The sequence below is a fragment of the Cohnella cellulosilytica genome, assembly GCF_042431195.1.
Lineage (GTDB): Bacteria > Bacillota > Bacilli > Paenibacillales > Paenibacillaceae > Cohnella > Cohnella cellulosilytica.
Window position 1 is genome coordinate 74,769 of sequence record NZ_JBHMDN010000069.1, and the last position, 12,941, is coordinate 87,709.

At 64.2% G+C, this 12,941-nt stretch carries 11 protein-coding genes; 9 read left to right on the top strand and 2 right to left on the bottom strand.

Annotated features, from left to right (window positions below; translation table 11 throughout):
• Positions 1-18: 18 nt before the first annotated feature.
• From ACFFT4_RS30625 to ACFFT4_RS30665, 9 genes are all read left to right on the top strand, one after another.
• Positions 19-1,281, top strand: a complete 1,263-nt coding sequence (locus ACFFT4_RS30625) for an MFS transporter (RefSeq protein WP_378052928.1) — start codon at positions 19-21, stop codon at positions 1,279-1,281.
• Positions 1,226-3,067 (top strand): IucA/IucC family protein, encoded by a 1,842-nt coding sequence (locus ACFFT4_RS30630; protein ID WP_378052929.1) that lies wholly within the window; start codon positions 1,226-1,228, stop codon positions 3,065-3,067. The genes ACFFT4_RS30625 and ACFFT4_RS30630 overlap by 56 nt, the downstream gene beginning before the upstream one ends.
• Positions 3,064-5,013, top strand: a complete 1,950-nt coding sequence (locus ACFFT4_RS30635) for an IucA/IucC family protein (RefSeq protein ID WP_378052930.1) — start codon at positions 3,064-3,066, stop codon at positions 5,011-5,013. The genes ACFFT4_RS30630 and ACFFT4_RS30635 overlap by 4 nt, the downstream gene beginning before the upstream one ends.
• A 22-nt stretch (positions 5,014-5,035) precedes the next feature.
• Positions 5,036-5,653, top strand: a complete 618-nt coding sequence (locus ACFFT4_RS30640; RefSeq protein WP_378052931.1) for an RraA family protein — start codon at positions 5,036-5,038, stop codon at positions 5,651-5,653.
• A gap of 22 nt (positions 5,654-5,675) precedes the next feature.
• Entirely contained in the window at positions 5,676-6,497 is an 822-nt protein-coding gene (locus ACFFT4_RS30645; RefSeq protein ID WP_378052932.1) for an AraC family transcriptional regulator, read from the top strand.
• Positions 6,498-6,648: 151 nt separating this feature from the next.
• Positions 6,649-7,971 (top strand): LLM class flavin-dependent oxidoreductase, encoded by a 1,323-nt coding sequence (locus ACFFT4_RS30650; RefSeq protein ID WP_378052933.1) that lies wholly within the window; start codon positions 6,649-6,651, stop codon positions 7,969-7,971.
• A gap of 105 nt (positions 7,972-8,076) precedes the next feature.
• Positions 8,077-9,117 (top strand): ABC transporter substrate-binding protein, encoded by a 1,041-nt coding sequence (locus ACFFT4_RS30655; protein WP_378052934.1) that lies wholly within the window; start codon positions 8,077-8,079, stop codon positions 9,115-9,117.
• An 80-nt stretch (positions 9,118-9,197) separates the two neighbouring features.
• Positions 9,198-10,223, top strand: a complete 1,026-nt coding sequence (locus ACFFT4_RS30660) for a FecCD family ABC transporter permease (RefSeq protein WP_378052935.1) — start codon at positions 9,198-9,200, stop codon at positions 10,221-10,223.
• Positions 10,220-11,266 (top strand): FecCD family ABC transporter permease, encoded by a 1,047-nt coding sequence (locus ACFFT4_RS30665; RefSeq protein WP_378052936.1) that lies wholly within the window; start codon positions 10,220-10,222, stop codon positions 11,264-11,266. The genes ACFFT4_RS30660 and ACFFT4_RS30665 overlap by 4 nt, the downstream gene beginning before the upstream one ends.
• A 51-nt stretch (positions 11,267-11,317) precedes the next feature.
• Here ACFFT4_RS30665 and ACFFT4_RS30670 read toward each other — a convergent pair whose 3' ends face one another.
• Both ACFFT4_RS30670 and ACFFT4_RS30675 read right to left on the bottom strand, forming a co-directional pair.
• On the bottom strand, positions 11,318-11,752 hold the full coding sequence (locus ACFFT4_RS30670; protein ID WP_378052937.1) for a threonine/serine exporter family protein: 435 nt from the start codon (positions 11,750-11,752) through the stop codon (positions 11,318-11,320).
• Positions 11,753-11,774: 22 nt separating this feature from the next.
• Positions 11,775-12,539, bottom strand: a complete 765-nt coding sequence (locus ACFFT4_RS30675) for a threonine/serine exporter family protein (RefSeq protein WP_378052938.1) — start codon at positions 12,537-12,539, stop codon at positions 11,775-11,777.
• Between the last annotated feature and the right edge of the window lie 402 nt (positions 12,540-12,941).

Genomic DNA, 12,941 nt, shown 5'->3' on the forward strand with positions numbered 1-12,941 from the left:
AAGGAACGTGCCATCCCGGTGGAAAAGTGGAAACGCAACCTGTTCATTCTGTACGCCGGCCAGTTTCTGGCCATGGCTTCCACGAGCTGCGTCGCTCCGTTCCTCCCGCTCTACTTGCAGGAGATGGGGCTGACCGACCCGGGACAAGTGCGCCTATGGACGGGGGCCATCTATGGCTCGAATCTGCTGACCGCTTTCCTGTTCGCCCCGATCTGGGGCCGGTTGGCCGACCGCTACGGCCGCAGGCCGATGCTGATTCGATCGGGCCTCGGGATGGCGGTCACGATAACGCTCATGAGCTTTGCGGCGGCGCCGGTCCATCTGCTGCTGCTCAGGCTTGTCAACGGCGTGGTGTCGGGCTTCAGTCCCTCCGCCATCGCCCTGGTCGCGACCAATACGCCCAGGGAGCATAGCGGATACGCGCTGGGCGTCCTGCACTCGGGGGCGGTCGCGGGCACGATGATCGGTCCGCTGCTGGGCGGGATTATGGCCGACCGGTTCGGCTTCAGCGCCGTTTTCCTGTATCTCGGCATCGGCATTTTTGTCGCCTCGTTGATTGTGATCTTCTGGGTCAAAGAGAGCTTCGAGAAAAAAGAGACCAAGGCGAGGGAGCCGTTCCTCCAGGATTTCCGGACGATCGTCGGCCGCAAGCCGGTGTCCTCGCTGCTCGTCTCGGCGGCGGCGATCCGCATGGCGATGGTGGGCACGCTCCCTTTCATTCCGCTGTACGTGCAGCAGCTGGCGCCGGGGGAAAACAACCTCGTGCTGCTGGCCGGTATCACCACGGCGGCGATGGGCGTGGGCAACATGATCTCGGCGCCGCAGCTCGGCAAGCTGGGAGACCGGTTCGGCTCGCGTTACGTGCTGGCCGGAGCGGTGATCGGGGCGGTTCTGTTCCTGATTCCGCAAGCGTTCGTACGGGAGCTGTGGCAGTTGATCGCGCTGCGCGCGCTGACCGGGGCTTGCCTGGGCGGCATGATGCCGTCCGTCAACGCGCTCATGCGCCATTATGCGCCGCCGGGGAAGGAGAGCAGCACTTACGGCTACTTGAACTGTGCGCTGTTCCTCGGAGGCATGGTCGGATCGGTCGGCATGGGGGCGGTCTCGTCGCAGTTCGGACTCCCGATGATCTTCATCGGGTCCGCCCTGATTCTGCTGATGAATAACGTCTGGATGAAATATACCGTTCTGAAACAAGAAACCAACCGAATGGAGCTGAATGTCGGTGCACACGCTGGAAAAAGCGGAAGAGACGGAACGGATTCCGGTCTTCCACGCTGAACGCTACGCCGAGGTCGAGCAGAGGGTGCTCTGCCAATTGATTGAGGCGGTTTTATACGAAGGGATCGCGCAGTTTTCTTACGAGCCGTCTTCGGAGGACAAACGGAGAGGAACGTTTACGATTCCCGGAATCGATTCGCGCGGCCTGCCCGTCGAATACGTATGCCGCGGCAGCCGCATGCTCAGCTTCAGCCGCCTGCGGGTGGAGAGAGGCACGGTCGTCCGCAGAGGCGGCGAGGGCGAGACCCCGGCTCCGGCCGCGCTGGCCGGATTCGCCGAAGAGGTGCTGGGCCGGGTCCGGGCAGTCGAACAGCTCGTTCCGTTCATGACGGAGCTGGAACGCACGCTGGCGAACGACGCGCAGGCGCAAGCCTATCGGTCCGCGCTTGACGCTCCGGGGGAGGAGACGGATTACGACGAGCTCGAGGCTTGGCTCGACGGGCATCCTTACCATCCGTGCTACAAGTCGCGGATCGGGTTCGGCCTGCGGGAGAACGCCTCCTACGGACCGGAATTCGGCGCGGAGATTCTCCCGGTATGGGTGGCGGTCTCCCGTTCCCGAAGCCTGCTGGCGCTGTCCGCGGAGGCGGATTACGATGCGTTCCTCCGGCAGGAGCTCGGAGAGGAGACGGTTCGCAGCTTCGCCGCGAAGCTGGAGCGCCAAGGCCTGAGCCTTGGGGATTACCTCCTGCTGCCCGTTCATCCGTGGCAGTGGGAGCATGTCGTCCTGCCCGGCTTCCACCGGCAGCTGGTCGACCGGGAGCTCGTCCTGCTCGGAAGCGGTCCGGACAGCTACCGCGCGCAGCAGTCCGTGCGCAGCCTGGCGAATCGTTCGAGCAAGGACAAGGCCTACCTGAAGCTGGCGCTCGGCATTGTGAATACTTCGACAAGAAGGACGCTGGCGAAGCACACGGTGCTGAACGCGCCGCTCGTGTCGGATTGGCTGGCGGAGCTGGTTCGCGGCGACGAGGTCGCCCGCGAGCTCGACTTCGTGCTGCTGTCGGAGTTCGCCGGTGTCTCCTGTGACTACGAGACGCTGCCGCAGACGATGCAGGTATCCGCCTACGGGAGCCTGGGCGCGATCTGGAGGCAGAGCGTTCACCCGCACCTGCGGCCCGGAGAGCGTGCGGTTCCGCTCAGCGCGCTGTGTCTGTCCGCGCGCGGCGGCAGCTTCGTCGAGCCGTGGCTGCGCCGCTACGGCCTGGAGGCTTGGACCCGCCGCGTGCTGGAGGTGACGGCGACGCCGCTGATCCATATGCTGTACGCCCATGGAATCGCGCTGGAGTCGCACGCCCAGAATCTGATCCTCATTCATCGCGACGGGCTTCCCGTCCGGCTGGCCCTGAAGGATTTCCACGACGGGCTGCGCTTCTCCAAGCCGCATCTGACTCATCCCGGGCTTTGCCCCGAGCTGAATCCCGAGCCGGCCCGCCACCGGGCGCTGAATCGGCATTCGTATATGCAGACCGACGATCCGGAGGCGGTTAAGGATTTTCTGCACAGCGCCTTTTTCTTCGTGTTCGCCGCCGATCTGTGCCTGTTCCTGCACGAGCGGCACGGGCTGAAGGAAGAGACGTTCTGGCAGCTGGCCGCCGACGTCATCTACGACTATCAGGACAAGTATCCGCAGCATGCCGCCAACTACGCCCGGTACGACTTGTTCTCGGAGACGATCCGCATCGAGCAGCTGGCAAGAAGACGCTTGTGGAAGGATGCGGAGGTCGACCCCAAAGCGGTTCCGAATCCGCTTCGTTCGCACCGCAGGGAAGGGGGCGGACTGGAATGAGCGAGAAAACGACGGATCGTGCGGTCCAAGCCCGGCAGGAGCGGGCGGAGGCGCAGGCGGAGAACCGAGTAATGGAGGATCTGGTCAACGCGCTGCTTGCGGAGGGGATGCTGGACGGGCAGGAGCGGGTCGCGCTTGTCCCCCCGGACGGATGGCGGGAGCTGATTCGGAGCGACGCTTCGCTGTCGGCCGCGGACCGGCTGTTCGGGCCGCTTGTGGACGCGTACGTGTACAGGTGGAGAGTGGACGGAAGCGATGGTCGGGCGACCGAACTTTCGTTCCCGGTATATCCGGCGGTCGTTCAGCCGTACCGGCTGGCCGCAAACGCGGGCGTATACGAGCTCGCAATCGGCGGAGAGGAAGCCGGGGCCGCGCCGCGCAAAATCGGACCGTTCGAGCTGATGACCCGAGTACTCGAGCTGCACGAAGGAAATCGCGAGATCGATCCCGAATCGGCGAAGCGGCTGCTGGACATGATCGCGCAGACGCTGCAGCAGACGGTCTGGTCGCTGGAGAACGAGCTGTCCGGCGAAGCGCTGCCGGGAGCGGGTTCGGAAGCGTCCCTGCTGGCGCTGGAGCGCAAGGCGGCTTTCCGCGACCGGCCGTTTCATCCGGTTGCGAAGGTCAAGCTGGGCCTTGCGGAAGGAGAATACCGCCGGTACTCGCCGGAGTTCGGGGAGCGGATCGCGCTGCGATGGATGGCGGTGAGCCGCAAGCATATCGTGACGGGCGAAGGCGCTCGCGACGACGAGCCTGCGCGGCAACTGCTGGCGGAAGAGGAGGAGGCGCGATTGCGGGGAGAGATGGAGGCCCGGGGGCTGACGACGGACGACTATGTGCCGATCCCCGTACACCCGTGGCAGATGCCGCGCCTGGCGGAGCACCTGCGGGAGGAGATGGACGCGGGCGTATGCGTGCCGCTGACCGCCGAGGCGGGCGCCTATCGCGCCACGTCTTCGCTTCGGTCGCTGATGCCCGAGAGCGGGAGCGGGCTGCACGTCAAGCTGCCGCTCGGCCTGCATTCGCTCGGGGGACTGCGCTATTTGTCGGCGATCAAGCTGATGAACGGAGGGCGCGCGGAGCGGCTGATGAGGCTGGCGCTGGAGCGGGACCCGGAGCTCGGGCGGCGTCTGCTCCTGTGCGACGAGACCGCCTGGTGGGCGTATTTGCCGGAGAGCCGGGACCTGTTCGCCGAGGCGCCGCGTCATCTGTCGGCGATGCTCAGACAGTACCCGCCAGCTCTGGGCGCCGACACGCGGTTCGTTCCGATGTCCGCTCTGGCGGTGTCCGGTTCCGCGGAAGGCGGCCACGTCTTCGACGAATGGCTGCGCTGGCGCGGGGAAGCCGAGACCGAAGCCGCCGTCGTCCGGCTGTTCGGGGAAGCGATGCTCGTCTTCTGCGACGTCGCCCTGCGCCTGTTCCGCCTGGGCATGATGCCCGAGGTCCACGGACAGAATTCCGTGCTGGTCGTGGAGCGCGGACGGGCGAAGGGGCTGCTGCTCCGCGATCACGACGCGCTGCGCGTGCACGTGCCCTGGCTGTCGGCGCACGGCCTTGCCGACCCGGAGTACCTGCTGCGGCCCAATTATCCGAATTCTCTGTATCACGACGATCCCGGTAAGCTGCTTTCCTTTTTCCAGACGCTGGGCATTCAGGTGAACGGCTACGCCATTCTCGACAGCCTGTCCCGTTATTACGGCATTCCGGAGCAGCGGCTGTGGCTGGAGCTTCGCGAGACGTTGGAGCGGGCTGCGGACTCGGCGGGACTGGAGGGAGAGGCGCGGAGGACCGTTTATCGCCATCTGTTCGAGGCGGAGGCATGGCCGTGGAAGCAGTTGATCCGGCCGCTGCTGAAGCCCCGCTCGCGGGTGGCCGGCAGCATGCCGTTCGGAATGGGGCAGGCTCCGAATCCGCTGCGAGCGCATGCCGCTTCTCTGAAACTTTAACCGTTCGAAGGGAGAGACCATCATGCTGAGAATCGAACCGAGGGTGCAGGGCGTTACGCCCGAGCTGCTGGAGCTGTACCGGGAGGTCAGCCCGTCGACGGTCGGCCATCTGACCGACTTCGGGTTTCTGAAGGGGCTGCAGCCGCTGTATCGTCCGATCCGCCTGCTGGGCAACGCCGTGACCGTGCGCATTCCGCATATCGATGCTTCCGCGATTCGCCATGCGGTGGAGCTGGCGGAGCCGGGCGACGTGATCGTCGTGGATATGTCGGGAGACGACCAGCGGGCGTGCTGGGGAGAATTCCGGACGTACGCGGCGCTTCGCGGCCAGCTCGCGGGAGCGGTCGTATCGGGCTGCGTGTCGGACGTGCGGGCGCTGTCCGCGCTGGGCTTCCCCGTCTATTCGACCGGGGTCAGCGCCTTGACGACGCGCTCGCTGGAGCTGGAGGGCGAAGTGAACGTTCCGGTCAGCGTCTGCGGAGCGACCGTGAACCCGGGCGACCTGATCGTCGGGGACGACGACGGCGTCTTCGCCGTCGACCCGCGCCAGGCCGAGCGGCTCGGTCTGGCGGCGCTGGAGAAGCAGCGCAAGGAAGCGAAGAAGAGGCGGGAGCTGGGCTACGGCCACTTGCAGGTATAACGGCGGAAAGGGGGAGGCGCCCATGATGGACGATTTCGCGTCGCGGCTTGCCGCATATATGTACAAATTGGAGGACGTGCGGCGGGTCACGGCGGGCGGAGACCGGCCGGGCCGCGACGCGTCCGCGTCCATGTACGGACTGCTGCTGTTCAAGGAAGCGAAGGGAGAGATCTCGATCGGCGGGCAGAGCCGCCCCCTGAGACGCGGCAAGGCGATACTGCTGCCGCCCGGCGCCGCCGTGCGGCTGTTCGTTCGTCCCGAGGAGCGGCTGGACTATTACGACGTGCGGTTTCTCGCGCTGCAGCCGGCCCAGGACGGCCATTACGTACCCGCGCAGCTCGAGGGTCCGGTGGAATGCGAGACGGCTTACGTCGCGTTCGACCGGATCGAAGAGATGGAGCGGAATCGCCGGAGCGGCGACGCCTGGGACGATATGAAGGCGAATATTCTGTTCCAGGAGCTCGTGGCGGATTTGTTCCGGGACGCCGGGCGGGAGAGGATGCCCGACCTCGGCCAGGCGATCCAGAGAACGCTGGAGTATATGGAGAGGCATTACCCTCACGTCATCACGAGGGAGAAGCTGGCGGATATGGCGGGCGTAAGCGCCGATTACTACTCCAAGGCGTTCAAGAAGCGGCTGAACAAGAGCCCGATCGAATATTTGACCGATATTCGGATCAAGCAGGCGAAGCGCCTGCTGGCGCAGTCCGGCGAGTCTTTGCGGACGATCGCCCAGCGCGTCGGCTTCAGCGACGAATTTTATTTCAGCCGGAAGTTCAAGGCGGAGATCGGCTGCTCGCCGAAAGCCTACGCCAAACAAATACGCAAGCCGTCCCGCGGCTGATCGCCGTCAGGCCGATCGCTGTGCTGTCCGGCCGGCCGATCGCGCGACCGATCTCCGCGAGGCGGATCGTCGCGGGGCCGGGCGTCCGAGCGTCGTCGTATCGGTCGTCAGGGTGCCGATTGCCGCGAGACGGCGGAAACGAGGTGTCGATATGGGCCAAACCGGCCGTCAATTGCATCTGAATCTGTTTATTTTAAGCACGGGCCATCACGAAGCGTCCTGGCGTCATCCCGAGGCTTTCCCCGAGAGGGCGACGAGTCTCGAATACTATCAGCAGCTGGCCGCAACGGCGGAGCGAGGCAAGATGGACTCGATATTTCTGGCGGAAAAGTACAGGCTGAACAGCATGGTCAAATACCGTGTCATTCCCCAGCTCGAAGCGTTCACGCTGCTGTCGGCGATCGCGGCCGTCACCGAGCGGATCGGTCTGACGGCCACCGCGTCGACGACGTACAACGAGCCGTATCATATCGCGAGGAAATTCGCGGCGCTCGACCATATCAGCGGCGGGCGCGCGGGCTGGAACATCGTCACGTCGACCGGCGACGCAACGGCGCGCAATTTCAGCATGGATCGTCATCCCGAGCATCGGGAGCGATACGAGCAGGGCAGGGAATTCGTCGAGGTCGCGAAGCGGCTGTGGAGGGGCTGGGAGGAAGGCGCGCTGGTCGTGGACCGGGAATCCGGCATCTACGCCGACACGGCCAAGATTCGTCCGGCCGACTTCGAGGGCCGCTTCTACTCGGTGCGCGGCCCGCTCAACCTGCCGCGTTCTCCGCAGACGTATCCGGTGCTCGTGCAGGCGGGCTCCTCGGAGGACGGCAAGGAGTTCGCCGCGGAGCTGGCGGAGGTCGTCTTCACGGTGCAGAGCGCGATGGCCGGAGCGCAGGCGTTCTACAAGGATTTGAAGGGGCGCATGGGCAAATACGGCCGGTCGGAGGGCCAATTGAAGGTGCTGCCGGGCTTTACGCCGTTCATCGGCGATACGGAGGCGGAGGCCCGCGACAGGATGCGGGAGCTGGACGAGCTGACCGTGACGGAATACGGCCTGAACACGCTGTCGGCGACGCTGCAGACCGACTTGTCCGGCTATCCGCTGGACGGGCCGCTGCCGCTGGACCGGCTGCCGGGCGTGGAGGAGATCCGCGGCCAGCAGGCCAGATTTCAACTGTATGTGGATCTGGCCCGCAGGGAAGGGCTGACGATCCGCGAGCTGATCTTCCGCACCGCCGGCGGCCGAGGCCACTTCACTTACGCGGGCACGCCGGTGCAGATCGCCGACGAGATGGAGCGCTGGCTGCGCAATGAAGCGGCCGACGGCTTTAACCTGATGCCGCCCCTGCTTCCCCGCGGTCTGGACGATTTCGTCGACAAGGTCGTTCCCGAGCTGCAAAACCGCGGCATCTACCGCACCGAATATACCGGCCGCACGCTGAGGGAGCATTTGGGCCTGCCGTACCCGATACCGGAATAGTCCAAAAAAGCGGACTTAAATTTCCATGTTCATTGCGGCATGTTATTTTATAATTAATAATGAGAATCAATATCAGCAAAATTGCAGCAAGAGGAGGAAACGGGAGTGGTCAGATTTGGAAAGCTGCCGCTGCTGCTGTTGGCGGCGGCGATGTTGATCGCGCTGCTGGCAGGGTGCGGCGGCAAAGAGAACGAAGGGGCGTCGTCCCCGCCGGCGCAGACTCAGCAGGAATCGCAAGCGGCGCCGTCGGAGGCCGCGCCATCGGAGGAAGCGTCCTCGCAGCCATCGGAGGCGGCCGGAAACGAGGAAGTCAGAGTCATCGAGCACGCCATGGGCAAGACCGAGGTGAAGGGCACGCCTGTAAGAGTGGCCACGCTGTTCCAGGGCGCGACCGACGCGGCGCTGGCGCTGGGCGTCAAGCCGGTAGGCGCGGTCGAAGCCTGGATCGAGCAGCCGTGGTACAACTATATTCGCGACAAGATGGAAGGGGCGGCCAATCTCGGCTCGGAAAACCAGCCGGATCTGGAGCAGCTCATCGCGCTTAAGCCGGACGTCATCGTCGCGTCGAAGACGCGCCACGAGAAAATCTACGAGCAGCTGTCGGCGATCGCGCCCACCGTCATGACGGAGGAAGTGCACATTTGGAAGGACTCGCTCAGCCTGACGGCCGCGGCGCTCAACAAGCAGGACGAGGAAGCCAAGTTCCTGGAGGATTGGAACGCCAAGGTGGTCGAGTTCAAGGAGAAGATGGGCGACAAGCTGAAGCTGGAGGCGGGCATCGTCGATTTCCGCGTGGACCACGCGCGGATCGTGTATACCGGTTTCTCGGCGCTTGTGCTCGACGAGCTGGGCATCGCGCGTCCGGCGAGCCAGCAGGGCGAGGAATGGGGCATCCAGCTTACGTCCAAGGAAAATATTCCGCAGATGGACGCCGATCTGATCTTCGATCAGACGAGCACGTCGCGGGACGACGGAAGGCTCGATCTGCGGAAGGAATGGAACGAGCATCCGCTGTGGCAAAATCTTCGGGCCGTGAAAAACAATCGCGTGTTCGAGGTCGATACGGCCATATGGAACAACGGCTCCGGTCCGCTCGCGGCGCTGGGGATGCTCGAAGACCTGTACGAATTCTATGAACTGAAATAAGACGGGAATGCCGAGGCTGCCGACCGTGTCACTTGTCGGCAGTCTCCTTCCTGTTTTTCGCGGCCAGAAGGAGGTTTCCCGTGGTTCCATTGCTGTCACGAAGTTCTTTCAAAACGCTCGGCTTGCTCGTCGTTGCCGCGCTGCTGCTGCTTGCCTTCGCGCTGAGCGTGGCGATCGGCTCGACGAAAATCGCGCTGCCCGCGACGATCGACTCGTTCCTGAGGTACGATCCGTCCTTGAACGAGCACGTCATCATCCGCACGACCAGATTGCCGCGCGCGATCTACGCGGTGCTGATCGGGGGAAGCCTGGCCATAGCCGGCGCTCTGATGCAGGCGCTGACGCGCAATCCGCTGGCGTCTCCGGGCATCTTCGGAGTGAACGCCGGCGCGGTGGCCTGCGTCGTGCTGGCGCTGAAGTTCCTGCCGGTCTCCTCGATGAGCCAGCTGGCGTGGTTCGCGTTTCTGGGCGCGGCGATCGCTTCCTTGACGGTGTATTTTCTCGGCTCGCTCGGCAGAGAGGGCATGACGCCGATGAAGGTCGTGCTGGCGGGAGCCGCCATGACCGCGCTGTTTACCTCGATTACCCAGGGCATGCTGGTGCTGAACGAATCGGGCCTGCAGAGCGTGCTGTTCTGGCTGGCCGGCTCCATCGCCGGCAAGGAGCTGAGCGCGCTCTATCCCGTAATGCCCTACATGCTCGGCGCCGGGATCGCCGCGCTGGCGATGGCGCACTCGGTCAATCTTATCGCTTCCGGCGAGGAGATGGCCAAAGGGCTGGGACAGCGGACGGCGCTGGTGAAGGCGGGGATCGCGGTCGCCGTCGTCCTGCTGGCCGGCAGCTCCGTCGCGGTGGCCGGGGCGATCGGGTTCGTCGGTCTGGTCATTCCGCATTTCGCCCGCTATCTGGTCGGCGTCGATTACCGCTGGGTGCTGCCTTACAGCGCGGCTCTGGGCGGCATTCTGCTGCTGCTGGCGGATATCGCCGCGCGCTTCCTGATCATGCCCGGGGAAATTCCGCTCGGCGTCATGACGGGGCTGGTCGGAGGTCCGTTCTTCGTCTACATCGCCCGCAAAGGGCTTCGCGCGAAAGGAGGAGCCTCATGAGCGGGTCCAATACAGTTTCAGTTATGCCGGACGGTCAGCCGCCGCGTTCCTCCCGCAGGAAAATCCCGTACATCATTCTCGCGCTGACGGGCCTGGCGGTCCTTGTTTTCTTCGTCGGCATCGGTCTGGGAAGCCAGACTACGTCGCTGCCGGACGTCGTTCGGACGCTGTTGGGGTACGGAACGGCGGAGCATTCGCTTATTCTTCATACGCTAAGGCTGCCGAGAGCGCTGGTCGCCGTCCTTGCCGGAGCCGCGCTGAGCGTGGCGGGAGCCATTCTGCAGGGCATTATCCGCAATCCGATGGCTTCTCCCGACATTATCGGCATTACCGGGGGAGCGTCGTTCGCGGCGGTCGCTTTTATTACTTACCTTGGGGGATCGGTCAGCATCAAATGGCTTCCCGCAGCCGCCTTTGCCGGCGCGGCGCTCATCTCGATCGTGATCTACGTGCTGGCCTGGAGCAGGGGAGTAAGCCCGACGCGGCTCGTGCTGATCGGGGTCGGCATCTCGGCGATTACGAGCTCGCTGACGATGCTGATGATCGTGATCAGCCCGGTCAATACGGCCGGACAAGCGTATGTGTGGATGACGGGGAGCGTCTACGGCTCCTCCTGGGGGGACGTCTATTCCGTGCTGCCCTGGGTGCTCGTGCTCATCCCGCTGGCCTTCTACCTGTACCGCCACCTGAACATTCAGGAGCTGGGGGACGAATTGGCGACAGGGCTCGGGTCTCCGGTGCAGCTTTATCGGTTTATGCTGCTGATGATCAGCGTGGCGCTCGCCGGAGCGGCGGTCGCGGTAGCCGGGGCGGTCGGCTTCGTCGGTCTGATCGCGCCCCATATTGCCCGCAAGCTGGTCGGCCCGTCGTTCAACGGCCTCGTCCCGGCGTCGGCGCTGATCGGCAGTCTGATGGTGCTTCTCGCCGACACGATCGGCCGCACCGTCTTCCTGCCGCTGGACGTTCCCGCGGGGGTGTTCACCGCGGCGGTCGGCGCTCCGTATTTTATTTACCTGCTGTATCGCAGCCGTCACTCGGGCTGACAGCTGCAGTGACGGCAGAAGCAACGGCAGAAGCAACGGCAGAAGCAACGGCTACAGCCGGGACCGGCGAATCGCCCGGTTGACCACCTCGGACAGCACGAGCCCCATCGCGATCGCGCCGGAGATCAGGAACGCCTGCATCCCCAGGCGCAGCGCGGCGTCGAATTCGTTCTCCACCGCGCTGCGCATCGCGTTGTAGGCTAATCCTCCGGGCACGAGCGGGATGATGCCCGATACGTTAAACACGATGATCGGCATCCGGTACAGCTTGGCCATGATCTGGCTGAACACGGCCACGCAGCCCGCCGCGATCAAGGCGGCGGCCGTGACGTTGACCGCCTGCTGCGTCAGCGCGACGTACAGCGCCCAGCCGAGCATGCCCACGACGCCGCATTGAACGAGCGCGCGCTTCGGCACGTTAAAGATCAGCCCGAACGCCGCCGAGGCGACGAAGCTCGTCGCCAGCTGCTCCAGAATCGTCGTCATAGACTCGCCTCCTCTCTCCTCCCTAGCTCCATGCGGACAGCATGACCGCAATGCCCGCCCCGATCGCCGAAGCCGTCAGCAGCGCTTCGGCTCCCTTCGACAGCCCCGACACGAGATGGCCGGCCATCAGATCCCGCACCGCGTTCGTAATGAGCAGTCCGGGCACAAGCGGCATAACCGAGCCGATCATGATCAGGTCCAGCTCATGGCCGAAGCCGATGCGCACGAACAGAATCGACAGCCCGCCGATAACGGCCGCGGACAGAAATTCGGCGAAAAACCGGACCGGCACGAACCGGTGCAGCGCCAGCAGCAGCGCGAATCCCGCGCCTCCCGCCAGCATCGCCGGAACGAAGTCGTTCCAGCCTCCCTTGAACATGATCAGGAAGCAGCCGCTGACGAACGCGGCCGCGACGATCTGCAGCCAAGCCGGGTAGACGACCCGCGCCGCCTCGATCTCGCGAAGCCGGGCGAGCGCTTCGGCCGCGGACAGCTCGCCGAGACTCAGCCGCCGGGAGACGTCGTTGGCCAACGTAACCTTGCTCAGGTCGGTCGACCGGTCCGAGATGCGCACGAAGCGCGTGACGGGGTTGGCGCCGCCGATGGCGAAGATGATCCCGGTGGGCGTCACGTAGCTCTGCGAATCGGGAAAGCCGCTCGCCGCGGCGATCCGAATCATCGTATCCTCGACCCGGTGGGTCTCCCCGCCGCTCTGCAAAATAATTTTTCCGGCCAGCAGGCAGAGCTCCGAAGTGATGCGCTCGCGCGATTCCGAATGCGTCGTCAAAGTCTCTCTCTCCCGTCTCTATTCTAGCTTTATTATAGCCGGGATAAGCGAGATTCCAAACCGGTTGGCGGATGGTTGCGGGGCGGAGCGAGAGCCGTATGCAAGAAGAACAGGGGCCGGTTTCCAAGAGGAGTAAAAAAATTGAAATTATTTTTCAATAGCCCGTTGACAGTGCTCGGGGGGCGATGGTAAAGTGACAAATATACTTTGAATGAACGGAAAGGGGGTTGCGGAAATGAGAAAGTTCCACATGGAAGGCTCGATCGCCGAGATGGGCGGAGCTATTGTATTTCATTCCCGTAACCCTCACGCGAACGACCGCTGAAGTCAGAAGAATGGCGGATTCTTCTGAACATTAGCGGCGGGGCGCACGGTTACGCGACGTAATCGTGCGCCTTTTTT